Source organism: Kitasatospora sp. NBC_00039 (genome assembly GCF_045160625.1).
Lineage (GTDB): Bacteria > Actinomycetota > Actinomycetes > Streptomycetales > Streptomycetaceae > Kitasatospora.
Map to the genome: position 1 here is coordinate 7,653,319 of NZ_CP108289.1, position 26,087 is coordinate 7,679,405.

A 26,087-nucleotide genomic window follows, 5' to 3' on the forward strand; every position below is an offset into this window, starting at 1 on the left:
AGCTCCTTACGGAAGGACGGGCTGGTGGCCGCCGTTGTCCGGGTGCGCCTCCTCGCGGTACATGCCGAGCGAGCGCATCACCGGGAAGTCGTTGAACGAGAAGAGGCAGGCGTCCTCGCCGGGGTCGGCGTTCGCGTGCTCGTGCCAGGCCCAGGACGGCACCACGAAGATGTCGCCCTGCTGCCACTCGAAGCGCCGCCCGGCGATGACCGAGACGCCGCGGCCCTTGGCCGCCGTGTAGACGACCGAGCCGGTGTGCCGGTGTGCGAGGGTGGCCTGGCCCGGCCGTAGCAGTTGCAGGTGGGCGCTCATGGTCGGCATCACCGAACCGCCGGTGACCGGGTTGGCGTACTCCATGATCACGCCGTCGTACGGGGACCCCTCGCCGGCCCGGGCCAGCCGGCACAGGGCCTCGTAGCTGGGCCCCCAGGGCCAGCCGAGCAGGGGGGAGTACGGGCGGCTCCACTTCTCGGCGCCGTACGGCAGCAGCGTGCCGGCGTAGCTGAGCAGCGAGGAGTTCACGACCGTGCCGGGCCGCTGGTACAGCTCGGGGTGGACTTCGTAGAAGCCGGCGTCGAGCGCGTTGACCAGCGGGATGTCCAGCCCGTCCTGCCAGATCACCGGTTCGTCCGAGTCCTCGTTGCCGTGCTCGTGCCAGGTGTTGTTCGGCGTGATCGCGAAGTCGCGCGGCCCGACCTTGAGCTTCTGGCCGTCCACGATCGTCCAGGCGCCGGTGCCCTCGTGCACGAAGCGCAGCGCGGCGGCCTGGTGGCGGTGCGCGGTCATCGCCTCGCCCGGGCCCATGATCTGCAGGCCGGTGTAGAGCAGTCCGACGGCCGCGCTCAGCTCGCGCCGGCCGGGGTTGACCAGCATGACCACCCGCCGGCCGGCGTCGTCCGCCCGGACCAGCGGCAGCGCCTTGCGGACCAGCGGCGCCAGGTCCGCGTAGCGCCAGAGCACCGGGACGGACCGGGGCTGCGGGTACCAGGGCTCGATCTCGTTGGCCACCGTCCAGAGCGCGCCCGCCTCCTGCTTGGCCAGCTCCTCGTAGTAGGCGGCGAGTTCGGGGCTGTCCCCGACCCTGGCCCGGCCCGGCCGGGTGTCGTCGTAGTCGTTCACGTTTCCTCCTGGTGGGAGCCGGGCTCCTGCGGGGCGTCGGGCCGGTGTCCGCCGGGGAACGTCACCGGCAGGTGCGGGTGGTTGTCGACGTGCAGACGGAAGACGTCGAACCGGTTGTAGTGGCCGACGATGTCGTGCATCTGCTTGGGCCGGACGCACCGGGCGAGGTCGATCTCGGCGTAGACGATGCCCTCCTCGTCGACCAGCGGCTCGGTGACCGGGCGCCCGTCCGGGCCGAAGACGCCGGAGAGCGCGGCGCGCGGGCGGGCGAGCTGCTTGCGCACCTGCTGGTCCTCGCCGGCCACCAGGTCGACGATCTCGGGCGAGATCGTCGAGCAGGACACCACGGTGAACACCTTGCCCTCGAAACAGTGCGCGGCCGCGCGCAGCGCGATCGCCTCCGCCATGTCGTAGTCCTCGGGCGCGACCGGCAGCGCGATGTAGCTCGCGGCGTGCACCAGTTCGCCCTGGGCGAGCAGGGTGAAGCGGGCCAGCGGGTTGGTGTTCTCGCCGCAGGCGAGCACGCCGAGCGGGCCGACCGGTGTCCGGTGCACCACCAGTGAGCTGCCGTCCCCCTGGGCCCAGGTCAGCTTCTCGGCCCAGGTCGGCACGAGCTTGCGGTGCACGCCGAGTAGCCGGCCGTCCGCGCCGATGGTGAGCAGCGTGTTGTACAGCGTGCCGACGCCGTGCCGGCCGCGCTCGTTGACACCGATCACCAGGACCACGCCGGCCCGGCGGGCGGCGGCGCACAGCGCGTCCACCTGTGGGCCGGGCACGTCGACCGAGGCGTGGTAGAGGCGTTCGAACCAGGGGGAGCCCTGGAGCGGGTTCATCGTCCAGTTCCAGTACGGGTAACCGGGCACGAAGACCTCGGGGAAGACCACCAGCGCGGCGCCGTGCGCGGCGGCCTCGGCGATCAGGGCGACGGCCTTGGCGACGGTGGCGTCCGGGTCGAGGTAGACGGGGGCGGCCTGGACGGCGGCGGCGGTGAAGCGGGGCAGGTGGGGCATCCGGTCCTCCCTCAGTTCGGTGCGGGTTCGGTGGTCTTCCGGCCGGGCCGGTCCGCCGGTCGGGCCGGCGCCCGCTCCGGCGGCTGGTCGTCAGGACGGTCGGGCAGCCAGCGGCGGTGCACCGGCGCGGCCGCCTCGGGCAGCAGTCGCAGCCGCGGCGCGACCCGGTCCGCGCCGGGCCCGGGCGGCCGGCGGCTGCCCGCCTGCCAGGGCTGCGGCCAGCGCGCCCCGGGGCCGGCGTAGCCCTGCTCGGCCGCGGCGTGCAGTGTCCACAGCGGGTCGTACAGCTGGGCCCGGCCGACCGCGACCAGGTCGGCCCGGCCGGCCAGCAGCACCGAGTTGGCGTCGTCGTGACCGGAGATCGCGCCGACCGCGACGGTCGGGATCCCGGTCGCGTTGCGGACCAGGTCGGCGAACGGCACCTGGTAGCCGCGCCCGTACGGCACCCTCTGGTGCGCGACCACCTCGCCGGTGGAGACGTCCAGCGCGTCCGCTCCGGCGGCGGCCAGCGCCCGGCAGATCGCCACCGCCTCCGCCTCGGTGGTGCCGCCCGGCGCCCAGTCGGCGGCCGAGATCCGCACCACGATCGGCTTTCCGGCCGGCCAGGCGGCCCGTACCGCGTCGAGCACCTCCAGCGCGAGCCGCAGCCTGTGCTCCAGCGGGCCGCCGTAGCGGTCGGTGCGGTGGTTGGTCAGCGGGGAGAGGAACCCGGAGACCAGGTGACCGTGGCCGAACTGCAGCCCCAGCACGTCGAATCCGGCCCGGTCGGCGCGGGCCGCGGCGGCCGCGAAGTCGGCGGCCACGCCCGCGAGTTCCGCCGCGCCGGCCTCGCGCGGGGGCGGGCCGGCCGGCTCCCAGGGCAGGGGAGAGGCGGCCAGCGCCGGCCAGCCGTCCGCGAGCGGGTGCCCGATCCCGTCGGGGCCGGGCACGGTGCTCGCCGCGCGCCGCCCGGCGTGGGTCAGCTGGATGCCCAGCGGGGTGTCGCCGAGCTCGCGGACCGAGCGCACCAGCGCACGCCAGGCCGCCTCCTGGGCGTCCGACCACAGGCCCGGGCAGCGCTCGGTGGCCCGGCCCTGCGCGCTGACCGCGGTCATGCCGGTGAAGACCAGACCGGCGCCGCCGAGGGCCTGGGCGGCGAGCTGGGCCCGGTCGAAGCCGCTGGGCAGCCCGTCCACGGCGGTGAAGGTGGCCAGCGGCGGCACCACGATCCGGTTGCGCAGCTGCAGCCCGCCCAGCCGCAGTGGCCGGAACATCGGCGGAACGCCCGCGCCGCCGGGGGAGGTTGCGTCGCCGCCCGGCGCGTTGCCGTTCGTCGCGTTGCCGTTCGTCGTGTCGGCGAGGTCGGCGTCGGCGAAGTCCGCGTCGACGGAGTCCACGAAGGCGGCGTCCCGGGCGCGCAGGTTGCCGTAGGTGACCCGGCGGCTGCGGGTGAGCAGGTTGAAGGCGAACTGCCCGGCGCCCTGGCCGGTGTGCCGCCCGACGGTCTCGAACCACTCCAGGCTCGCCTGCGCGGCCCGTTGCGCGGACTCCACCACCGGCCGTCGCCCGGTCTCGTAGGCCGTCAACGCGTGCTCCAGCACCGGCTGTTCGTGCAGCGCGGCAGCCAGCGCGAGGGCGTCCTCAAGGGCCAGTTTGGTGCCCGAGCCGATCGAGAAGTGGGCGGTGTGCGCGGCGTCCCCGAGCAGCACCACGTTGCGGTGGTGCCAGCTCGCGTTGCGCACGGTGGTGAAGCGGATCCAGCGCGAGGCGTTGGGGATCAGCCGGTGCCCGTCCAGGTGCCCGGCGAGCAGCTGCTCGCACCGCCGCACGCTCGCCAGGTCGCTCTCCCCGCGCCTCGACTCCCGCCCGGCCAGGGCGTCGAAGCCGGCCTTGCGCCACGCCTCCTCGGCGATCTCCACGATGAAGGTCGAGCGCCGCTCGCTGTACGGGTAGGCGTGCACCTGCAGGGCGCCGAAGTCGTGCTGCTCCACGATGAACGTGAAAGCCTCGAAGACCTTGTCGGTGGCGAGCCAGATGTAGCGGCAGTGCCGCTCGTCGAGCTCGGGCCGGAAGGCCTCCGCGAAGGCCGCGCGGGTCGCCGAGCGCACCCCGTCGGCGGCGACCACCAGGTCGTACTCGGCGGCCAGCCGGGCGACCGGCGGCGCGGGCGTGCGGTAGCGCACGGCCACCCCCAGCTCGGCGCAGCGCTCCTGCAGGACCGCGCGCAGCCGGTTGCGGTCCAGCGCCGCGAAGCCGTGCCCGCCGCAGGTGCGCACCTGGCCGGCGTACCGGACGTCGATGTCGCTCCAGCGGGCGAACTCGGCCGACAGGGCGGCGAAGACCTGCGGGTCGGCCTGGGCGATGCCGTCCAGCGTCTCGTCCGAGAAGACCACGCCGAAGCCGAACGCGTCGTCGCGGTCGTCGCGCTCCCACACCGTGATCTCCCGGTGCGGCGCCAACTTCTTGGCCAGCGCGGCGAAGTAGAGCCCGCCGGGCCCGGCGCCGATCACCGCGACCCGCCGCACCCCGTCGCCCACCGGGAGCCCTCCGGCGCCTGCCGGCACGCCTGTGCCTGCCGGCACGCCTGTGCCTTCCGGCACCCCTGTGCCTTCCGGCACCCCTGCGCCGCTCATCGGTACTCCTCCGGCTGCTGCGGACCGGATTCGGCGAGTGCCCGGCGCACCTCGGCGGGCCAGGGCTCGGCGCCCTTGGCCTGCGCGGCGGCGTGCACCACCGACATCCGCCCGGCGGCGGCCAGGCCCTGCGGGCCGTGCACCTCGAACGCGTAGTGCAGCGAGGAGCCGCCGACCCGCAGGACCCGCAGCTCGGTGCGGACCGGATCGCCGAACCAGAGGCGTTCGCGGTAATCGGCCTCGAAGTGCACCCGTGGGATCCGGCCGAACAGCCCGGCCAGCCCGAGCCGGCGCAGCAGCACCGCCTCGGCCGCCTCGACCCAGCGCTGCACCGCCGAGAAGTGGTAGTGCCCGGCCGCGTCGGTGTCCGACCACTCCACCCGCCGCCCCACCGCCACGCTGGCGGGCCGTGCGGCGGCCCGGCGGCGCAGCTCGGCCCGGTGCAGCTTGCCGGTCGCGGTGCGCGGCAGCTCGGTGACGAACTCGACCTCGCGCGGGTACTTGTACGGCGCGATCGTCCGCTTGACGTGCTCCTGGAGCTCCCGCTCCGTCTCCGGCCCGGCCGGCACGCCCTCGCGCAGCACCACGTACGCCTTGACGACGCTGCCACGCCGCTCGTCGGGTGCGCCGACCACCGCGCTGTCCAGTACGTCCGGGTGGCCGGCCAGCACCTGTTCGACCTCGGGCCCGGCGATGTTGTAGCCGGCGGAGACGATCATGTCGTCGGTGCGCGCCTGGTACCAGAAGTACCCGTCGGGGTCGCGGACGTACGTGTCGCCGGTGAGGTTCCAGCCGTTGCGGACGTAGCCGCGCTGGCGCTCGTCGCGCAGGTAGCGGCACCCGGTGGGGCCCTTGACGGCGAGCAGGCCCGGCCGGCCGTCGGGTACCGGCGAGCCGTCGGCGTCGAGCACGGCGGCCCGGTAGCCCGGGACGGGCCGCCCGGTCGCGCCGGGACGGATGTCACCGTCGGCGGCGGAGATGAAGACGTGCAGCAGCTCGGTGGCGCCTATCCCGTCGACCAGCCGCTGTCCGGTGGCCGCGTGGAAGGCCTGCCAGACGGAGGCCGGCAGGTGCTCGCCGGCCGAGACGCAGCGCCGCACGCCGGCCAGCCGGTCGGCCAGCCCGGCGGCCAGGATCGCCCGGTAGGCGGTCGGCGCGGTGAACAGCACGCTCACCCGGTGCCGGGCGACCTGTTCGGCGAGCTCCTCCGGGCCGGTCTGCTCCAGCAGCAGCGTGGCGGCCCCGGCCCGCAGCGGGAAGACCACCAGCCCGCCGAGGCCGAAGGTGAAGGCGAGCGGCGGCGTGCCGGCGAAGAGGTCGTCGGGGGTGGGCCGCAGCACGTGCCGGGAGAAGGTGTCGGCGTTGGCCAGGACGTCGCGGTGGAAGTGGAGGGTGGCCTTGGGCCGGCCGGTGGTGCCGGAGGTGAAGGCGATCAGCGCCACGTCGTCGGCGGCGGTGGGCACGGCGGTGAAGGGGCCGCGCCGGGCGGTGCAGCGGGCGGTGAGGTCGTCCGGTCCGGGGCCGCCGTAGGCCAGGACGGCCAGGCCGGGCGTGGCGGCCCGTTCCAGCTCGGCCAGGTTGCGGTGGTCGCACAGCGCCGCGACCGGCAGGCTGATCTCGATCATCGCGGTCAGCTCGGGCGCCCGCAGCAGCGGCATGGTGGTGACCGCCACCAGGCCGGCCTTCAGCACGCCGAGCCAGCACGCCACCAGCCAGGGGGTGTTGGGGCCGCGCAGCAGCACGCGGTTGCCGGTGGCAAGGCCCAGGTCCTCGGTCAGGACCCGGGCCACCGCGTCGGCGTGGTCGCGCAGTTCGCCGTAGCTCCACTGCTCCGTCGGGGTGAGCAGGCAGGGCCGGTCGGGGCCCAGGCGCTCGATCGTCTCGTCGAGCAGCGCGTGCGCGCAGTTGAGCCGGTCCGGATAGGCCAGCTCGGGCAGTTCGAAGAGAAACTCCGGCCACTGGTCGAGCGGCGGAAGGCTGTCGCGGCAGAACGTGTCCAGATGCGCTGAGGGTGTGAGCTCCATGGGGCGGCACCTCTTCGGCGAGCGGGGAGTGAGGCCAGTATGGCGCTCTGGTGACGCCAGTCAAGAGAGCGATACACGCATCGGAGTGAGCGGCTGCGCCTGCGCGGCGGCCCTCTGCCCGGCGGGCGGGTGGCCCGTGAGGCCGGTGAGGCTCGGTGAATATGACCCTGGCATGCCAAGGTGAGGAACGGTCATCGGAGGGGGATCATGTGAGCCTCCGCAGGTGCTCGCGGGATTTCCACTCGCCGGAACGCCCTGCTCGGTGTGGCTCGACCGGCTCACGGCCTGCGGGCCGGTCCAGGAGTTCCAGACGCTACCTGAGCGCCCATCACCCGTGCGGGCCGTGGCGCGGGGTACCGGCCGGCGTGCCGGACGCCGACCTCTTCCGATCCGGGGGCCCGGCGTGCGCGGGCCCGCACGGCCGGGCTTCGGCGTCCCGCCTGCGTCGTCCGGAGGCCGTGGCCCCTGGTCCGCTTCTCCGGATCGAGGCCCGGGTGGTGAAGTGCGCCCCGGGGAGTGCGACTCCCCGGGGGCGGACGGCCGGGTCGTCGGCCCGGGCTCCCCGGCGGCCCGACGCCCGTCGGCGCCACGCCGCCGGGGGTCAGTGGCGGGAGAGGAGAACGGTCAGGGCGAGTACCAGGAGGATCAGCAGACCTCCGGCGAATGCCGCGATCCGCGGGAGGTCGTCGCGCTGGTCGCCCTGGTGGTGCGGCTGGTTGTACAGCGGCTGGGGAGGGTGTTCGGGCGGCGCAGCGGTGCCGAACGACGGGCGCACGGGAACGCCCGGCCCCGGAGCGACTGCCGCCCCCGGGGCGCGCGCCGGTGCCGTGGGGGCCTGCGCCTGCGGTGGACGTCGGTCCACCGGCTGCCTCGGCTGCCCCGGCGCACCCGCCCGCGTCGCGGGCGCCGGGGGCGGCTCGGCGAGCTGCCCCGCCGCAGGCGGGCCCGGGGCCGCGGGGCCCGCGTGCGGTGAGGGCGCCTTGGACCACACGGCCGCCGGCCCCGCCCGGCCCGCTGCACCCGGGGTGCCCGGAGTGCCCGGAGCGAGCTCGTGGAGCAGCCGGCGCCAGAGCTCGGGCGGCAGATCGGGCGGCAGGCCGGGTTCTGCCTGTTCCCCGGGGGGTGGCACCAGCCGGCGCAGCAGCCGAGCCTCCAGGCCGGTGCCGGGACGGACGAGTTCGCCCAGCCACGCCCCGAGCGCCTCGGTGTGGTGCGGGTCCCGGGTGTGGGGGGCCACCGCCCAGCGGAACAGCCAGGCGGCCCGTTCCGCAAGTCGGTCGTCGTCCGCGCTGTCGTGGCCGACCGGGTTCAGTCCGGTTCGGTAGAGGTAGAGGCGCTGGTGCAGGACTTCGGCGCAGAGCTCGGACTCCTGCTCCGCGCTGCGCCCCCCGCGGCGGCTGAGGCCGTCGAGCAGCCGGTTGACCGCCCGGAAGGGGAGGGCCTCCTCCCCGAGGAGGCCGAGCACGTCCCGGTCGCTCAGCACGGCGATCCGCCGGTCCAGCTCGTGGCGCACGGCCTCGGACGGGGCGGGGCCGATCCCCAGGAGGTCCTCGTGCAGCCGCGACAGCGAGGGCGGCGAGGGCGAGGGAGCGGGGGCCGGCGGCGGTGTCTCGTGCACCGGCTCCTCGTACAGGGGCGCCTCGTCGGGGTCGTCCCCCTCCTCGTAGTGGCGTCCCCCGGTGTGCGCGCCGCCGAGCCGGTCGCGGGGCCCCTCGTGCGGCCGGTCGCCTGCCCGGCCGTCGGGGCGGCTGCCGGTCCAGCCGTCGGTCCAGCCGTCGGCCCGGTCACCTGCCCGGCCCTCGGCCCGGCCGTCCGGCCCGGTGGTGCGCCGGCTCCCCGGCCGGCCGGTGCCGGTGGGCCCCGGGTGCTCGCCCGGCCGGGCGGCGGGCGTGGAACCGCCGCCGGGGCGCCGCGGCCGGACGCCGAGCACGTCCGCGAGCTCCCGCAGCCGCGCCTCGGCCGGCAGCCCCGCGCCGTCCGGCAGCTCTCTCGTCAGCTCCGGCAGGCCCCCGGATCGGCGGCCCTCCTCGGTGGCGACGAGGCAGCGCTCCACCAGGTGGCCCGCGAGCTCGTGCGCGAGGTCCGGCTCGGGGCGCCTCGGGTCGATGCGGTAGCGCGACCGCTGCTGCCCCGAGTCGGTCGACCAGTCCGCCACCCAGGTGACCATCAGGTCGTGACGGTCCGTCATGTCGTAGGTGGCGAAGGTCCACGCGCGGCCCAGCCACCGGTAGCCGAAGACCTGGTACAGGCCGGCGATGACGACGCCGGACCGGTTCTCCCCCGGCCAGCCCGGCAGGGCGTCGCTGCGCAGGGAGAGGCGGTGCGTCGGGCGGCGCAGCAGGGCCGCGGTGGCGGCGGTGAGCGCCTCACGGACGTCGGGCAGCTGCGCCAGCGTGTCGGCCCAGGCCGGTTCCGCGACGTCCCGCAGGGCGGTCCGCGGCACCGGATCGCACCGGCCGCTCTCCTGTTCGGCGAACTCCTGCCGGCTCCACGTCCAGTCCCGCAGGCCCAGGCAGGTCCTGGGGCCGAGGAGGTTGGCCGGCCCGAGCAGGACGTGCGCGGCGGTGTTGGGCCGGCCGCCGGCGTCGGCGGTGGGCCACCGCTGGACGAGGGCGGCCTCGCCTCCCTGGAGGACGGTGCGGACGATGCTGGGGCGCAGCGCGTCGTCGACCCGGAGCATCGGGGCGAGCTCGTGGGCGAGGTCCTCGGCGCGTTCCCGGGCGCAGGACCAGGCCGCGGCGGCGGTGCCGGAGCCCCGCCGGCCCTGGTTGCCCTGCCAGCGGAACGCGATCTGGTCGACGGTGTCGAGGGGGCCGGTGCCGGGCGTGCTCATCCGTCCACCTCCTCGCCGGGGCCGCCGTCGGCGAGCTCGACGATCCCGTGCATCGCGAGCAGCGAGAGCAGGGGTTCGAGCACACGCTGGGCCCGGACGCCGCGGGGGTAGCGGCTGTCCTCCTGCCGCCCGCCGGTCGCCGAGGCCACGTGCAGGGTGCAGTGCAGGGCGGTGTCGAAGGGGCGCAGCCAGGCCTTGCCGGCGTGGCGCTCCAGCAGTGCGTACACGTCGCGGCTCTCCTCGTGGATCCGTCGGCGGCTCAGCGGGGTGTGGCCCGGTTCGCTGAGCCAGCGGTCGACGGGGGGTTCGGATCGCAGCAGGTCGGCCTTGGCGACCACGACGGCGGACGGGACCGTGAGGTAGGGGCCGGTCCTGGGGATGCGGTCCAGGGCGGTGGCGAACGCCGGGTCGCCGTCACGGTTGACGTGCTGGCCGAGCGCGGTGCGGATGTCGTCGAGCTGGGCGAGCGGCATGGCGAGCGTGGGGTCGACGACGAAGACCAGGGCGTCGATGCCGAGCAGGAAGCGCAGCAGGGCGTCGGTGCGCAGCAGGTCCTCGCCGGCGAGGTCGAAGAAGGCCAGCGGTCGGATCCGCCCCCGCGCGTCGGTGATCAGCAGGGACTCCACGAAGCGGGCGGACTCGCTGTGCCCGAGCCCGGCGGTGTGGGCGAGCACCCTCCCGTCGCGCAGCGGCACCACCCGGTTGTTGAGGAAGCTGGCGTGCTGTTCCGGGTTGACGGACTGCCAGCTGACGCCGTACGGCTTCAGCCGGTCGTCGGCGATCTCGGCGATCATCTGGGTGAGCAGGTGGCTCTTGCCGGTGTTGGACTGCCCGATCATGGCGACCGTCAGCGGGCGCCCGTTGGTCAGGTAGGGGACGGGGATGTGGTGCGGCGGCACGCCGGCGTTGCCCTGGCAGAGCTGGAAGGCGCCGCGCAGCTCGTCGGCGAGCAGCCGCGGACTGCGCTGCGCCCCCAGGTCGTACGGCTGGAGCTCCTGGACGGCGTCGGGGGTGTAGAGGGCGGCCGGGTCGAAGCGGATCAGCTCCAGGCAGTACGGGCAGAGCACCTCGCCGGGCGCGGCGTCCGTGGCCTGCTCCGGCTCCGGCCCGCCGACGCCGTGGCCGACCGCTCCGCCGGGCGGCGCCGCGCCGGCGGAGCGTTTGAGCGCGAGGGCCCGGTCGAACGCGGCCCGGTGGGCGGTGAGGCCGTCGCCGGCCAGCCGGGTGGCCGCGGGGGCCCGGTCGGGGGCGAGCAGGCCGAGCAGGGCCGCCGGGGCGGGGCGGTCGGAGGCCCGCGGGGCGAACGAGGGCCCCATGGTGTGCGCGAGCGACCGGTGGTCGGCCAGGTCGGCCGGGGCCCGGTCCGGGTCACCGGCCCGGCCGGTGACCAGGCGGTACATCACCTGGGCGGCACTCCACAGGGCGTCGCGGGGATCGCTGCGGCCGATCCCGCCGCGCACCTCCGGCGGTGCGTAGGGCGCGGGGCCGCGGGGCGCGCGGGGCCGCCCGGTGTGCGTCACCGCGTCCAGGCCCCAGAGCTGGATCTCCGAGCCGTCCCAGCGGACGGTGGCCGGGGTGATGCCATGGTGGACCAGGCCGAGCTCCGCCAGCAGGCCGACGGCGTCGACCAGGTCCCGTTCGATGATGCGCAGGTGGGTGCTGGGGAGGCCGTGCAGCTTCTCGGTGGTCCGGCCGCGCGGGGGCCGGTAGAGCACGAACGGCTCGGCCACGTCGAGCTCGTACCCGATCACGACGGGGAACGGCCGGGCGGCGCCGGGGCTCCCGAGGGCGTGGTGGAGCCGCAGCGCGGCCGCCGCCTCGGTGTCGAGCGCGGCGCGGGCCGCCTCGGCGGCGCCGGGCGCGCCGGGGTCGGCGATCCGGACCTGGACGCACCGCACGCGCTCGTTCAGCAGCGCGTTGCGCGTCCGGGGCAGGCCCCGGGCCGACGGGCCGGCGTCGGAGCCGAAGCGGGCCCAGGTGTGGCACCGCCTCCCGTCGGGATCGAGGAAGGACAGTTCGACGGGCTCGGCACGGGCGGGGCCGCCGCTCTGCGGGCCTGGCCCGGGGGCGCTCACCACTGCTCCTCCTCGGTGTCGGACGGCGCGTCGTGTCGCGGCCGCACGGTCTCGACGACGCCGGCCCGCAGCGCGGTCAGCCGCAGCATCCCGGCGTACCGGCCGGCCGCGGTCCGGACGTCCCGGCTCTCCTGGTGGCCCGCGGCCGTGCCGACGACCGGGTCGGCGGCCGAACCGGCGGCGGAGCCGTCGCGGGCGGCCTCCGGGGCGAACCGGATCAGGGCGACGGCTGCGGGGTTGCGGCTGAGCAGGTCCAGCTGCTCGGCCGAGCTCAGCTGGACCACGCCCTGCCCGTCCGGGTCGACGGTGGCCGGGTCGGTGACCCGTCGGGCGTCGATGCCCAGCAGACCGGCGGGCCCGCTGCGGACGCGGTGCGGCGCGGTGAACGGCGGGGCGGGCAGCACGTCGTTGTGCCGCAGGTGTTCGCGGGCCACGCCGAGGAGTTCGCGGACCCGCTCGGCGATCCGCTCCTGTGCGGCGTCGCCGGCGTAGCCGCGCTCGACCGCGCCCCAGTACGGCTCCAGGGCGGTCAGGGTGGCGTCGGTGAGGTCGGCGGCCAGGGTCGGCACGAGGTCGGGGCCGCCCTTGGCCTCGCCGCGCTCCAGCCAGCGCGGTGCGCCGGGGCGGGCAGCCGGACCGAGGGCGGAGCCGGAGGCGCCCTCCCCGTCGGGGCCCGGACCGGCCTCCCCGAGGCCGGCGGGCTCGTCCGGCCCGGCGTCGGGCCACCGGTCGGGCCGCGGCGGGACACTGGTCCAGTCGTACTCGTCCTGCCAGGACAGGTCGTCGTCGCCCTCCTCGGCCGGCCCGTTCAGCCAGTCGTCGGCCGCCTCCTCGGTGGCTGCGGGCGTGTCGGAGGCGAGGTCGCGCGTCGCCTCGTCCTCCGCGGCCTCGGCGGTCGCCCGCAGCACCCCGACCACGGACAGTGCGGCGTCCGCGCAGTAGCGCCGCTCCTCGACGGCCCAGCACTCGCGCAGGGCGCGGGCCAACAGGTCGTCGAGGCCGTTCAGTTCGTCCTGCAGCGGGGTGACGCCGCGTTCGCGGCCCCAGCGCTGGGCGTGCATGTGCCAGGCCCTCAGCAGGAGCCAGGCCCAGCACCCGAGCGCGAGCAGCAGGCCTGCCACGGCCGACCAGACCGGAAGGCCGGCCAGCTGCGCGGTCACCGTGGCCACGGCGGCGCCGGCGAGCGCGGCCGCACCGAGCCGCCGGGCGTCCGCCGGCCGGGCCGGGCCGCCGGGCAGGCGGAAGGCGACCAGCAGCATGCCGAGCACGACCAGCACGGGGACGGTGAGGGCGGCCGCCGTGGCCGACCAGGTCCAGAGGCCGCCGGCGGCGCCGAGGAGCCCCGTCACGGCGAGCACGCCGTTGCCCGGCGGGTCGGGGTCCAGCGGGCGCTCGCCCGGTTCGGGTGCGCGCAGCCGGTCGAGGTCGGCCAGCAGCGGTGCGTTGGACAGCGGCTGCACCTGCTCGGAGAGCAGGGCGAAGCGCTGGGCCACCGAGCGCAGCGGGAGCCCTTCGCGCAGCAGCCCCAGGGCGAGGCTGCGCAGGCTGTCACCGATCCGCTCGCCGCTCGTACCGGCGGGTGCCACCGCCATCCCGAGCCGGGCGAGCCGGGTCGAGGACTCGGCGGCGGACTGCACGCCGGCCGTCCCGCCGTCGCTGCGCAGCACCTGCCCGACCACCTCGCGGTAGCGGTCCAGCGCCTCCCGGGCGCGGCCGAGCGCCGACTCCAGCTCGGCCCGGCCGGCGCCGGTGAGCAGGCCGGCGGGGCTGCCGAAGGTGACGAGCTCGGTCTCGGCGTCGGCCAGGGCGTCGACGGCCGCGTGGTGGGCGCGGGCGGCGGCTCCGCCCTCCTCGCGCCGGCCGGGGCTGCCGGTGGTGGCGCCGGCGACCAGCGAGGAGAGGGCGGGCGGCAGGTCCCCGCCCGTACGGGCCGTGAGTCCGGCGGGGGAGGCCGTGTGGGAGCCGGCGAACCGCAGCAGCGCCTCGCTCCACGCCTGGCTGCGGACGTCCGGGGACAGGCCGTGTTCCAGGACGCGCAGCCCCGGAGCGGCCACCCCCTCGGGGAGGCCGCCCAGCACGTCCAGGGTCTCGTCGTACACCTCGGGGATGCTGAGCAGGTCGACCAGGACGGCCAGCGCCTGCGGGTCGTCGGGCGCGGCCGGCTCCCGGAGGCCGTCGCCCGCCTGGAGGTCGCCGGCCCAGAGCAGGCCGGCCTCGGGGCCGCGCAGGGTGGCGGGCCGCACCAGCCGGCGTTCGGCCGGGTAGCCCTCGGAGGCACTCGCCGAGAGGCCGCCCACCAGCAGGCAGAGCACGTGCACCCGGCCGGGGGTGCGGTAGCCCATGATCTGCTCGTACCGGGTGCGGTGCTCGGCCAGCCCGGCGGGGGTGTCGACCACCAGGAACCGCTGGTCGTGCGGTTGCGGCCGGCCCTGGCGGGCGAGGCGGGCCGAGACGGCGGCCCGCAGGCCGGCCGGGTCGGTGCCGGCCAGTTCGTCCGTGCGCAGGTCGAGGTGGACGACCGGTGCGGACTGGGTCAGGGGTGTGCTCACGCGGGCTCACCGCCCCGGCGGTCCGCGGTCGGTCCGTCAGGGTCCTCGTCCCACCAGGACGGGCGGTACGGCGGCTCGGACGGTTTGTGCAGCGGCGGCTCGGCCCACTCCGGGGACGGCTCGTGGCCGCCGTCGCGGCCGGGGTCCCACCCGGACCCGCGGCCCGGGTCGGCGCCCCGATCGCCCTCGTGGGGCCGCTCGTCGGCGTGGGACCGGTGGCCGTCGTAGGGCCGGTCGGAGCCGCGGTCCGGTGCGTCGTCGTGGGGCCGGCCGGCACGCCGGTCGCGCTCGCCGCCGCCGTTGCGCCCGTCGCCGTCGTTGCGGTCGCCGTCGCGGCCCCGCTCGGCGCCGGGCCAGGCGCCCCCCTCGGCCGGCCGGACGGTGCCCCAGTCGTCCTCCTCGCGCACGGCCCGCGGCTGGTGGGCGGGCCCGTCGTCGTCGACGTCGTCGACCGGGCGCGGCGACAGCTCGCCGCGCTGGATCACCTCCAGCAGCCTGCCGAGGTTCGGCTGCACGGCACGCTGGTCGCCGAAGTCGAGCCTCAGCGCCCCCGGCAGGGTCTCCGCCCAGAACTGCCACAGAGGGCGGAACCAGCCCTCGACCCGCTCCCCGCCGATCTCCCGGCGGGACTTGAGCAGGCGCAGCTGCTGCGGCGCGACCTGCTCGACCAGCCGCACGAACAACGGATCGGGCCGGCTGGCCGAACGCGACAGCCCGACCGGGCGGGCGCTCATCAGCCGGCTGCAGTAGTCCCCGACCGTGCGCTCGTCGTCCAGCACCGTCCAGCGCTCGTAGGCACGCAGCAGCTCGGCCCAGCCGGAGACGCCGTTCTGCTGCTCGCCCAGCCGCAGCCGCACACCCGGCACATCGGTGCCGCGCTCGCGGAACAGCCGCAGCCGGATCAGCTGCGGGGAGTCCTCGGGCCCCTCCAGCACGTCCACCTGGCCGTTCCACAGCAGGCAGAGCAGCCGGTGCAGCACGTTGCGCCGGTCCGCCTCGGTGGAGACCAGCCAGTCGTCCCGGTGGCCGAGGCGCTGGCGCCAGCGCAGCACGTCCTCGCTCTGCTCGTTGTCCTTCACCTTGGCCCACTGGCGCAGCACCTTGCGGGCCTCGGGCACCTCGGTCAGGCTCATCTCGCTGCGGAACAGCACGACCGTGATCGACTCCGTGTCGACCCCGCGGAACTCCGGCCGCGCGTCCTTGGGCAGCCGCAGCTCCTTGCGCAGGAACGCCTCGACCTCGTCGACGTTCTTGACCCGCGGGTACGTCACCAGCGCCTTGAGCGGCCCGGTGCCCTCCGGGACGAAGCCGGCCGGCAGCAGGCCGGCCAGCTTGCGGCCGAACTGGTCCAGCGCCTCCTTGCTGACCAGCTCGGCCTCCTCGGCGCTGCCCGCCGCCGCGGCCAGCAGCACCCCCATGGACGGCAGCAGCGGACGCTCCTCCAACTGCGCGCCGCTCTCGGCGAAGAGCCGCTTGACGCCCGCCTCCACGACCGCCTTGACACCGCCGACCGCGCCGTCGGGGCTGCGCCGGCTCGCCGTGTTCGCGGCGCGCCACTCGTCGCCGCCGACCAGCCGCAGCAGCAGGGCGGCCTGGTCCTCGGTGTTGGTCAGGCCCTCGCGGGCGGCGAGCCGGGTCACCAGGTCGTCGTAGAAGTGCTTGAGGTCCCGCTGCGGCGGCAGCAGGTAGGAGACGCCGGTGCGGTCCTCGTACAGCACCCGGGACTGCTCGGCGAACGCCCTCGGCTCCTGGTCGGAGTGCTTGCGGAAGGCCGAGACCAGGCGGCTCACCTCGGCGTCCAGGGCCCGGGCGGTCGGCTCCCAGCGCTGCTGCTGGTTCTTCCAGCCGTCGTGCCAGAGCTGCCGGCTGCGCCAGCGGTACCAGGCGTCCTGGGCGCGCAGCACGGCCTGGACGTCCTCGTCCCCCCAGCGCGGCTGGGCCAGCCCGCCGATCCGGCGCTTGATCCTCGGGACGGACGGCGGCTGGTCGCGGGCGCCCGGCGGCAGCGCGGGCATCCGGGTGCGGTTGTCGAGCATCCCGAGGAAGCCGAGCCGGGCCAGGTCGTTCGCCTCCTGCGGAACGCCCTTGACGATCCGCTCGACCGTGAACGGGTCCACCGTGGCCAGCAGCTTGTCCACCGCCCTGCGCGGCGCGAAGTCCCTCGCCATGTCGGCGGTGCGCAGCGCCACCTGGCGGGCCAGGTTGGCGAGTTCGGACTGCATGTCGCTCAGCCGGGCGGCCAGCGCGGTCTCGATCGCCGAGCTGCCGCGCGGCTCCGGGGCGAGCGGCTGCAGTTCGAGCGCCGGCCGCTCCAGCAGGTCCTCCAGGCCGGAGTCGGCGAACATCTGCTTGACCAGCTCCTCCGCGGACCGGTCGGAGCGGTGCGAACGGTCGCTCAGCTGCTCGACCGAGGCGCGCAGGATCCGGCCCGAGACCAGGGCGGCCAGCTCGTCCACGGGCGCGGTCATGGAGGCGACCAGGCTGGTGGAGACACCCCGCCGGCCGATGCCGGACGGCGCCATCGCCGCCCGCTGCACCCCCCGGTTGATGAAGCTCGCGGCGAAGGTCTGGTAGTCGTCGTCGGCCCGGGCGCGGGAACTCTGCCGGCCGTCGCCGAGCTCGGTGCCGATCAGCGACATCACCAGCGACACCATGGAGCGCCGCAGGTCGTCCTGGCGGATGCCGGCGGTGCGGTTGAACAGGAAGGCGGTCGGCAGGATGCCGGTGCGCAGCCGGATCGGGGCGGTGTGCGGGTAGCGGATCCGCAGCGTCAGGTCCTCGTCGAGGTCGCCGAGTTCGGCGCCCTCGACGGGCGCGTTCTGCTCGTCCACCAGCCGGAAGAGGTCCACCAGGGCGCGGGCGGAGTTCAGCTCCGCCTCGCGGCCGCCGCCGGTCGCCGGCGGGAACGCGGACGGCATCACCACCAGCGGGTAGATCTTGACGCCGTCGAAGCGCTTCTCCCGGAAGGCGTGGTTGATCAGGTAGAGGTAGTCCAGGAAGATCCCGGCGCCGGTGCCGCCCGCGACCGAGAAGGCCACGAAGACGTCGCAGCCGGACACCTGGCCGCCGCCGAGCTGGCTCAGCACGCCGCCCGCGCGCGCGAGCGCGTCGATGGCCTGCATCAGCGGCTCCAGCACCGGGTCCGGGCCGTTGCGCAGGGTGCCGAACAGGCCGGCCCGACCGACCGTGGGCAGCTGCCCGGCGCCGTTCTTCAGCGGGGTGACGCGCGGTTCGCTGTTGCGCGGCGGCAGCCAGGCGGCGGTCTCGTCGGGGAGGCTGGCGCGGAGCATCTTGGTGACGTCGGGCGAGCTGTCGAAGTTCGGCAGCAGGTCGTGGGTGGCGCGCGAGGTGCGGCTGTAGGCGGCCCGCAGGGCCGGGTCGACGGTGGCGTGCGGCAGCCTGGCCAGGTCCGCCTCGCTGAAGTCGGCGTAGACGAACTGCAGGCAGTCCGGCAGCTGGTAGGGCGCCAGATCGCCGAGGTGGCCCAGGGCGGTGCCGTCGGGGCCGCACAGTTCGGCGCGCAGTCGCCGCTCCAGTTCGGCGCCGACGAGGCCGCCGGTGCCGCCCAGGCCGACGAAGAGCATCGGCTGGAAGATCTTCATGAGGTCCGCCTTCATCCGGCCGCGCGGGGCGGCCGGCTCGGGTGTGGCTGGGACGGGTGTGTCCGGACGGTGGAGGGAGTGGGACGGTCGGGGGGCGGGCCGGGGCGCCGGGCGGGCGCCCCGGGTCACCGGCGGTCGGGCAGGGTCACAGGTAAGGGGAGACCGGCGGCTGGTCGGCGGCCGGTGGTCGCCCGCCACCGGCCGGCCGGCGCGGGTCGGCTGTCGCGCCCCGCCCCGGCGCGATGTCCAGGTTCAGCCCGTCCGCCAGCGGCACCGGGTGGCCCGGGTCGAGACGGGACCTCGCCTGCCGGCGGGTTTCGAGCACCGCCCCGCCGTCCTGGTTGCGCTGCACCCGGTACGGGCCGCCGGGCCGTCGCACGATCCGGGGGTTCGGGCCGCCCACTCCGACCACGTCGAACTCGTACCAGCCGCCCGTGCCGGCGGTCGCGGTGAGCTGGCCGACCTTCTGGCCGTCCGCGTCGAGCAGGAGCAGTGAGAGCCCCGCCGGACTGGTCCGCGCCCACCGCAGCCGGCGCAGGGTCAGCCGCACCACCACGGCGACCACCAGCACGATGCCGGTGATCAGGCAGGCCCACCACCACCGCTCCCAGAAGGTCGGCGGCGGGGTGACGGTCAGCGACAGCGGACTGTCGACGAGGACCCGGTCCCGGTCGGAGGTGTCGACCACGGTGGCCTTGCCGCCGAGCCGCAGATCGCCCCGGTCGAGGAGGCCCCGGAACGCCTTGGACCCGCCGGCGGTCAGCGTGACGTCGACCCGCCGGGACTCCTTGGGCGCCAGGGTGATCTGCCCCGGCTCGAGCTTCAGCAGGCCCTCGGAGCTGTCCGTGACGGCCAGCCGCAGGGTGTGCGCGACGTCGTCCCCGTTGTGCAGGGCGACGGTGCCGGCGACCTCGTCCCCCGGGTGGATGCGCCGGTCGGCGCCGCCGTCGAGCGTGAGGGAGGCCGTCACCAGGGGCACCGCCGGGGCGACCAGGGTGCCCGCCGAGCGGTCCTCGTCGGCGATCAGCCCGGCGGCGGTGAGGGTGCCGGAGGCCTTGATCCGGCCGGTCGCGCCGGCGGGCACGGTGACCGTCCCGGTGAAGGTGGCGTCGCCGCCCTTCGGGTCCGGGGCGACGCCGTCGTCGGCCAGTCTGATCGGCACGGGGGCGAAGCCCTCACCGGTCAGGCCGGCACTGACGCCCAGGTCCTTCAGGTCCTGCGGGTCGGTGATCTGGAACCCCTTGCGGGTCTGCAGCTTGAGCGTCACCACCGCCTGCTCGCCGGCCCGCGGCGAGGGCGGGGCCATGGTGATGGAGCTGCGCAGCGCCCCGCGCCACAGGACGCTGACGGAGGCCAGCTGCGCCCGGTGGTCCTCGGGGGCGTCCAGGTGGATCCGCCACTGTCCCGGCAGCGGGTCCGTGATACGCAGCGACTCGACCGACTGCTGGCGGCCGGAGAGTTCGAACTGCGAGACCGGGTCGGTGGTGGTGCCGGTGATCTCGCGGCCGGAGGGGTCGAAGTAGGTGGCCGTCACCGCCGGGTCGCCCTTGTCGACGACGATGCTGCCCACGGTGGTGAGCGGAGAGATCCGCACCTGGAGGTCGATCGGCGGGCGGCCGCTGCCCCCGGGGGTGGCGCGCAGGCAGTGTGCGGCGGCGAAGGCGGTCTCCAGCGCGCTGCCGACGGTGGCGGAGTCCGGCACCACCGAGGCGCGGGGCTTGGCGTCGGGGAGGTTGACGCAGCCGTCCTGGAAGCCGCCGGCCGCCATCCGGTCCAGGGCGGCCCGGTCGATGTCGGAGCCGAAGCCGAGCGGCCAGACCTGGATGCCGGCGGCCTTGGCCGCGGCGAGGGCGCGGCTCAGGGCCTCCTCGCCGGCGGCGCCGCGGTGGGCCGGATCCCCGTAGGCCGGGCTGTCGCTGACGTCGAGCTTGCCGTCGGTGAGGACGAACAGGACCCGGGGCGTGGCCGGGTCGGTCCCGGTGCTGAGCCGGCTGACCCCCTGCAGCACGGCGTTCGGGAAGTCGGTGCCCTGGCCCTCACCCGGGGCGCGGCTGTGCAGCTTGCCGATGCACGCGCCGATCTGGTCGCGGCCCGCGGCGTCCAGGACGGTGGGCGGGCAGACCTCGTCCACCGGGTGCTGGGAGTCGTTGTCCGCGCTGGCGAAGCCGTACACGCCGATGGTCGAGGCGGGGTGGACCTCCCCGAGGGCGATGCGGACGGCGGCGGCCCGCTCGCGGTCGAGGTCGGCAGCCTTGAGGCTGCCCGACTCGTCCACGGCCACCGCGTAGTTGACCGGGCCGATGGCCGCCGGGGCGGACGCGCCGGTGCCGGGCTCGTCGGCCGCGGCCGGGCCGGGCGGCAGGCCGGCGGTGAGCAGGGCCGCCGCGGTGAGCGCTGCGGCCCGCCCGAGGCCGCCGGCGGCGCGCCGGGGCCCGCGGGCCCGTGCGCCGGTCGTGCCGCGCCGGCGGAAGGGCGCGAAGGGCAGGTGTTGCACCGTCGTCTCCTCTGGATCAGGGGGCGTTCGGCCGGCCGCTCGGTGGAGGGCCGTCCGAAGGGGGCGGGCCGGGCGCTCAGGCGAGCAGGAGCCCGGCGGTGGCGAGGACCGAGCCGGGCGCCAGGCAGGCGACTCCCCAGCGGATCCAGCGGTACTTGGCGGCGAGGATGGTGCTGACGTCGACGGCCTGGACCAGCAGCCAGTCGAGCGGGTCGCGGCCGGCCGCGACCACCCGGCCGGCGAGTGCGGACCGGCCCTCCGCGGCGACGAGGTCGCCGAAGAAGGTGACGCCGTCGCGGTCGCGCAGGGTGCCGGTCCGGGGCAGGATCGCCCGTACCAGCGCCACGGCTCCGGCGGCCCAGAGCGCGCCGCCGAGCGCGAGCAGGACGGCGGCGAGCGGTCCGGGCCGATCGGCGGCCCAAGGGCGGCCCAGCAGGAGGGCGGGCAGGCCGAGGGCGGCGGTGAGCAGGATCGAGGACTTGGTGTCGGCCCGGCCGATGTCCTCGCGCACCGCCGCCAGGAGGCGGTCGGCGACGAAGCGGGCCTCGTCCGGGCAGGGGGCGGCGGGGTGCGGGGCCGCGCCGGTCCCGGCGTCGGTGTCGGTCACGGGCCGTCAGCTCCATTCGCCGGGGGACCACGGGCGGTCGTCGCGCTCCCGGTCGTCGTCGGGGCGGCGTCCGTCGGTGTGACGCCCGTCCGGGCGGCGGTCCTCGGTACGACGGTCTCCGCCGGCGGCGTCGGACCCGGGGTACTCCCAGTCGTCGAAGGCCTCGCTGGGCCGGCGGCCGGTCCGGGCCCCGGCGGGGGGCCGGTGCGGGGCGGCGGGCTCGGCATCCACCCACAGCGGGGTGAAGGGGGGCCGGTCGCTCCCCGCGTTGTCTCTCCGGTCCTTGTTCCGGTCCTCGTTCCAGTCGTCGTTCCGGCCGGCGGTGCGGCCGGTCCGACGGCGGTCGTCGTGGTCGTCGCTGGCGTTGCGGGCGTCGCCACGGTCCTCCCGGTGCCGGTCCTCCCACCGGGTGTCGTCCTCGTCGTCCTGACCGCGACCCCGGCTCCCGCCCGGCGACAGCTCGGCCCTCGGAGCCGGCTCCCGGAGCGGTGGCCGGCCGAAGCTGCCCTCGACGCGGTAGGCGGTGGTCCCGAGCAACTCCCTGACCTGCGACTCCAGTTCCGCCGACTGGATCACCCCCTTCTCGACCAGCCGCAGGGTGTGGTCGAGCAGTTCGCGCTTGTCGGCGCGGGACTCCTGGCGCAGCATCTCCATGAACGCGCGCGCCTCGTCCTGGTTGTCGGCGAGCATGAAGCAGATCTGGCTCCACTCGCCGCCCTCGAGCATCGTCCGGAACTTGCGCATGCGCATCTGCAGGAGCTCGGTGCGCCGGTGCTCCTCGGCCAGCGCGCGGTCGTGGCTGCGCGCCGCCGTGCGGTCGTCGTGGTCGAAGTTCCGTTCCGCGTCGACGTGCTGGATGGTCTTCTTGTCCACCGCGAAGCGCACGAAGAGCTCCGCCCGCAGCCCGAGGTCGTAGCCCAGGTCGTCCCACTGCCCGTTGCGGCAGGCGGACTTGACCGCGCGGTCGGCCTCCGCGGCGGCCGACACGGGGTAGTTCGAGCAGATCCCGCGCAGCCGCTCCACCAGCGGTGCCCGCAGGCGCACGGCCACGTTCTTGACCTGCTCGTCCACCACCTTGCGGTAGTCGGTGACCGACCACTGCACGTCCGCCTCCACCTCGAAGAAGGTGGCGCTGCCGGCCGCCGGGACCTGCAGGGTCAGCCGGGTGACATGAGTGCCCCTGGCCACCTCGCAGACCGTCACCGGGCGTGCCATCAGGGGCCGCCCGAAGTGCTCGGTGCCCATCGCGGTGACCACGCTGTGGCCGCCGTTGCGATAGAAGAGCACCAGGGCGACCTCGGCGCTCGGGTGGCGGGTGCCGGCGTCCGGGCGCGGGTACTCCCTCAGCAGCGGACCGGCCGGCTGCTCGGGCGTGCCGGACCTGCCCCGGCCGGCGGGCCTTGCGGCGGCCCGCGGGTTGTCCGTCATCGTTCCTCCTCCGATGTCCCGACAGCGTCGGCGGACCGTCCGTCGCTCCCGCCCCGCCCCTCCCGGCCCCCGCCGTGGTCGCCGCCGGGGCGGCCGCCGGTGGCGAGGTGCCAGAGCTCGCGGCCCCGCGCGTTCGGCAGGGGATCGTCCGGGTCGTTCATCATGCGGCGCAACAGCCAGTCCAGCAGCCGCCGTTCACTGTCGGTGCTCAGCAGGGCCGGCAGCAGCGCGGCCAGGCCGGCCCGGGTGTCCGGGCCGTCGTCGTCGACGGCACCGCGAAGCCAGAACTCCAGGCAGTCGGTGGCGGCCTCGTGGGAGCGCGGTGTGCGCAGCGCCGTCCACATCAGGTCGGCCAGCGGGCCGGTCCGGTCGGGGCGGGTGACGGCGAGGGCGAGCGGCAGAGGCCAGTCCAGGTAGTCGCCGAGGTCCGGCGAGGCCTCGCCGTCCCAGACCTCACCGACCGTGGTCAGCGCGAGCCGCACGACGGTCAGCAGGCCGAGGTCCTGGTAGGGCACCCGCTGGTCGCCGGTCCAGTCGGCGAGCCGGCGCAGCACCGCCCGGTCGTCCGGGCCGGAGAGCAGGCGGACGACGCTGTGCGAGGCGAGCGGAGCCTGGTCGTCCTCCTCGTCGGTGCCGATCCGGGCCAGTCCGTCGAGTGCGGCCTCCACCGGGGCGGCGTGGCCGAAGCCGAGGGCCAGGGCGGCGGTCCAGCGCAGGCGCGGGGAGTCCGACCTGGTCCAGTCGCGGACGAGGGCCCGCACGGCCGGCCGGTGGCTCTCGTGCCGGGCCGTCTGGTCGAGCACGGTGGCCGCGAAGGCCCGGCGCTGGGTGGTGCGGGCGGTGGCCATCGGACGGACCAGCTTCTCGTAGCCGTTGGCGAAGTCCCGGGCGCAGAGCTCTCCGGAGGCGAGGGCGGCGCGCACCCAGATCTCGGGCCGAGGGTCGTCGGCCAGCAGCCGCATCCACCGGACCATCGGCTCGCGGGCCGGGTGGTGGCGGTCCCAGACCTCCGCGAGCACGGCGGCGGGCAGGGCCGAGCCCCGGTAGCGGACGATCCGGGCGGGCGCGCTGATGCCCGCCGTCTCCACCTCGCCCTCGGTCAACTCGGCCCGGAGGTAGGCGAGATCGGAGACCGGATCGTCGCAGAACAACGGGCGGGCCGGGGTGTTGCCGGGGTCGCGGGCCACCGCCAGCTCCCAGGTGAGCAGGTGGGCCGCCTCCGCCACGGTGCTGTGCACAGCGCCGTTGAGGACGGCCAGCGCGATCCGGGAGGCGGTCGGGTGCAGCACCGTGGCGGCCGAGCGGCCGGTCTCCTCGGCCGCGCCGGCGATCTCGCGGTCCGCGCCGGCGAACCACTCCTGGGCCTGCTGCGGGGCCAGGCTCCGGCAGCCGCCGAGGAGTTCCTCGCGGGTCAGCCTGCCGAAGACGTGGGCGGCGATCAGGTCGGCGAGCAGTTCGGCCTCGGCGGGGCGGAGGTCCTCCAGCCCGACGCCGGCCCGCAGCTCGGGGTCGTCGGCCAGCTCGGCCGCCCACGTGGCCCGGGCGGCCGCCTCGTCGCCGGTCCCACGGGCGCCGTCACCGGACGCGTCACCGGGGCCGTCACCGGAACCGGACGCGTCACCGGAACCGGGCCCCTCACCCGGCTCCTCGGTGTCCGCGTCCGCACCCCCGGCGGGCGCGGACACCGCCGCGGCCCTGGCTCCGGCGGGCTCGGCGGCCCCGGCGGCTTCGGTGCTCTCCGCGTCCGGGCCGGCCAGATGTGCGGCCAGCCTGGCGCGCAGCAGCTCCTCGGTCGGAGCCGGCGGGCAGATCCGGCCGTACCGCCCGGACAGCAGGGGCGTGGCCGTGGGGCCGGCGGCCACCACCAGCACCGCGTAGGAGCCGACGCCGGCCAGCGCGGCGGCGAGCGCGTCCAGCTCCAGCTCGCCCGGGGGCAGGCCGGGGTTGCCGTGGCCGGAGGGGAGTTCGAGCAGGTAGCCGTGCCGCTGCCCGCCGTTGCCCTGGACGGTGGCGGTCAGCTGCGGCACGGCCGTCTCCGGGGAGACCCGGGAGACCCGGGCCGGTGGTTCCGCGGGGCCGCCGGCCCGCACGCCGTCCTGCGGGCCGTCCGCGGCCGGCGGCCGGCCCTGCGTCAGCTCGTCGAGCAGAGCCAGCGCGGTGCAGGTCCGCCCGGCGCCGGGGGCCGCGGCGAGTACCAGGACCCGCTGCCGGCGCAGCGCCTGCTGCAGGTCGACGTAACCCTCCGGCTCCAGGTAGATCCGGCGGACCCGCCGCAGCTCCGACTCGGGCACCGGGCCGCTGACCGCGCCGACCGCCTGCCGGCTGTCCAGCCGCAGGTGGACGTCGCCGATGTGGGCCTGGTGGAACACCGTGCGGTCGAACAGGGTGTGGTCGCCGCCGACCTGGTACGAGCCACGGGCCTGGCGGTGCGCGCGGGAGGTCGCGCCCATGCCCACCGCCGCCCCGCCCTCCTCCTCCTGCTCGTCGAGCAGCCGGTCGCGGCTGCGCTCGCGGAACCGGCCGGCGGCGCGCTCGCGTTCGGCGCGCTCCTGGTCCTCCTGGTCCTGGGCCGGCGGGTCGCCGGCGGGGTGCTCCCCGTCCGCGGCCCCGGGTTCGGCGCCGCCCGGGGCCGGGCGCTCCTCGTCGGCCCGGTCCGGGTCGGCCCGGGGCCGCTCGCGGCCGTCCTGGTCGCCGGGCCCGGACGCCGGGCGCGCGCGCCCGGGCCGGTCACGCTCAGGGCTGTCGCCTTCGGACGGTTCGCGCCGGGGGCGCTCCTCGCCGGCGCGCCGGTCGGCCCGGTCGCGCGGCTCGTCCGCCCGGCGCACGGCCGGGGCGGCGGGGGCGTTCCTCGGCTCAGCCACGGTGTGCCCCTCCGGTGGTGCGGCCGATGTGCACCGGCCCCTGGTAGGTGTTGTCGCGGTGTACCGACACGTCACCGTGCACGATCGTCTGCTCCGGGATCGCCTGGACGTCCTGTGGTTCCCGCACCTCCGGCACGAGCGGGGCCGCCAGGGTGTACTCCGCCGGTTCCCGCCGGTCCGGCGCGTCCTGCCCGCGGCCGTCCTGCTCCCCGCCGTCCTGCTCCCCGCCGTCCGGCACCTGTGCAGGCCGGGGCCGGCCGGGGAGCCGGACCCACGCGGGCGTGGCGCCGTCCTTGGTCCGCAGGTCGGCCGGCGCGTAGTCGCCGGGGTCGACGAAGCGGCCGCCGTGGCGGACGACCTCGCGGTAGAGCGAGTCGGAGACGACCACGACCAGGTCGGCCCGGTCGCGTTCGAGCAGCAGGCGGGCGGCGGCCGAGTCGGTGAGCCGGCAGGCGAGGTCGACGGCGTGGCCGCTGATGCCCTGGGCGTCGTGGGTGACCGGGCCGACGTGGAGGCCGACGCGGAGCCCGAGCGGCATCCGCAGGTCGGGGTTCTCCCGGCGCAGCTGCTCGTGCACCTCGGTGACCCAGACGCCGAGGATGCGGGCGGGCGGGACGGTGGGGCCCACCGCCGCCAGGATGCCGTCGCCGCGGTCCTCGCGGTGGACGGCGCGGGCCGGTACCCCGGCCTCGGCGAACGCCCGGTCGAGGACGGCGTACAGCTGCCGCCGCATCCGGGTCTTTCCCGCGTCGTTGTAGGCGCCGGACTTCCGGACGTCCACGCTGATCACCAACTCGTACACCGCGTCGACTGCTTGGTCGTGCACGTTCACCCCCACGCTTGTCTTCGGCACACCGTCAGAATCCGGCGCCG

At 76.2% G+C, this 26,087-nt stretch carries 13 protein-coding genes and 1 pseudogene; all 14 read right to left on the minus strand.

Annotation, left to right across the window (positions count from 1 at the left end; genetic code table 11):
- Window positions 1–6 precede the first annotated feature (6 nt).
- Window positions 7–1,119 (minus strand): cupin domain-containing protein, encoded by a 1,113-nt coding sequence (locus OG286_RS33915; RefSeq protein ID WP_396321137.1) that lies wholly within the window; start codon window positions 1,117–1,119, stop codon window positions 7–9.
- The gene (locus tag OG286_RS33920) at window positions 1,116–2,129 is read right to left on the minus strand and encodes a carbon-nitrogen hydrolase family protein (RefSeq protein ID WP_405358885.1); all 1,014 of its coding nucleotides are present in this window, start codon (window positions 2,127–2,129) and stop codon (window positions 1,116–1,118) included. Before OG286_RS33920 ends, OG286_RS33915 begins: the two co-directional genes overlap by 4 nt.
- Window positions 2,130–2,140: 11 nt before the next feature.
- On the minus strand, window positions 2,141–4,741 hold the full coding sequence (locus OG286_RS33925; RefSeq protein WP_405358883.1) for an FAD-dependent monooxygenase: 2,601 nt from the start codon (window positions 4,739–4,741) through the stop codon (window positions 2,141–2,143).
- Complete coding sequence (locus tag OG286_RS33930) at window positions 4,738–5,139, minus strand: acyl-CoA thioesterase (RefSeq protein ID WP_396321300.1); 402 nt, start codon at window positions 5,137–5,139, stop codon at window positions 4,738–4,740. Before OG286_RS33930 ends, OG286_RS33925 begins: the two co-directional genes overlap by 4 nt.
- Before the next feature lie 9 nt (window positions 5,140–5,148).
- Window positions 5,149–6,765: pseudogene (locus OG286_RS33935) on the minus strand (AMP-binding protein); the annotation flags it as partial.
- A gap of 601 nt (window positions 6,766–7,366) precedes the next feature.
- Window positions 7,367–9,598 carry a hypothetical protein gene (locus OG286_RS33940; RefSeq protein WP_405358881.1) on the minus strand — a complete coding sequence of 744 codons (2,232 nt, stop codon included), beginning with the start codon at window positions 9,596–9,598 and terminating at the stop codon, window positions 7,367–7,369.
- Entirely contained in the window at window positions 9,595–11,673 is a 2,079-nt protein-coding gene (locus OG286_RS33945; RefSeq protein WP_405365986.1) for a hypothetical protein, read from the minus strand. Before OG286_RS33945 ends, OG286_RS33940 begins: the two co-directional genes overlap by 4 nt.
- Window positions 11,670–14,222, minus strand: a complete 2,553-nt coding sequence (locus tag OG286_RS33950; protein ID WP_396321142.1) for a hypothetical protein — start codon at window positions 14,220–14,222, stop codon at window positions 11,670–11,672. The genes OG286_RS33945 and OG286_RS33950 overlap by 4 nt, the downstream gene beginning before the upstream one ends.
- Window positions 14,219–17,824, minus strand: a complete 3,606-nt coding sequence (locus OG286_RS33955; RefSeq protein ID WP_405365987.1) for a tubulin-like doman-containing protein — start codon at window positions 17,822–17,824, stop codon at window positions 14,219–14,221. The genes OG286_RS33950 and OG286_RS33955 overlap by 4 nt, the downstream gene beginning before the upstream one ends.
- Before the next feature lie 145 nt (window positions 17,825–17,969).
- Window positions 17,970–20,318: a VWA domain-containing protein gene (locus OG286_RS33960; protein WP_405365988.1), complete on the minus strand. Its 2,349-nt coding sequence runs from the start codon at window positions 20,316–20,318 to the stop codon at window positions 17,970–17,972.
- A 76-nt stretch (window positions 20,319–20,394) separates the two neighbouring features.
- Complete coding sequence (locus OG286_RS33965) at window positions 20,395–20,925, minus strand: Pycsar system effector family protein (RefSeq protein ID WP_396321145.1); 531 nt, start codon at window positions 20,923–20,925, stop codon at window positions 20,395–20,397.
- A 6-nt stretch (window positions 20,926–20,931) separates the two neighbouring features.
- Entirely contained in the window at window positions 20,932–22,353 is a 1,422-nt protein-coding gene (locus OG286_RS33970) for a hypothetical protein (protein ID WP_396321146.1), read from the minus strand.
- Window positions 22,350–25,214, minus strand: a complete 2,865-nt coding sequence (locus OG286_RS33975) for a hypothetical protein (RefSeq protein WP_396321147.1) — start codon at window positions 25,212–25,214, stop codon at window positions 22,350–22,352. Before OG286_RS33975 ends, OG286_RS33970 begins: the two co-directional genes overlap by 4 nt.
- On the minus strand, window positions 25,207–26,067 hold the full coding sequence (locus tag OG286_RS33980) for a hypothetical protein (protein ID WP_396321148.1): 861 nt from the start codon (window positions 26,065–26,067) through the stop codon (window positions 25,207–25,209). Before OG286_RS33980 ends, OG286_RS33975 begins: the two co-directional genes overlap by 8 nt.
- Between the last annotated feature and the right edge of the window lie 20 nt (window positions 26,068–26,087).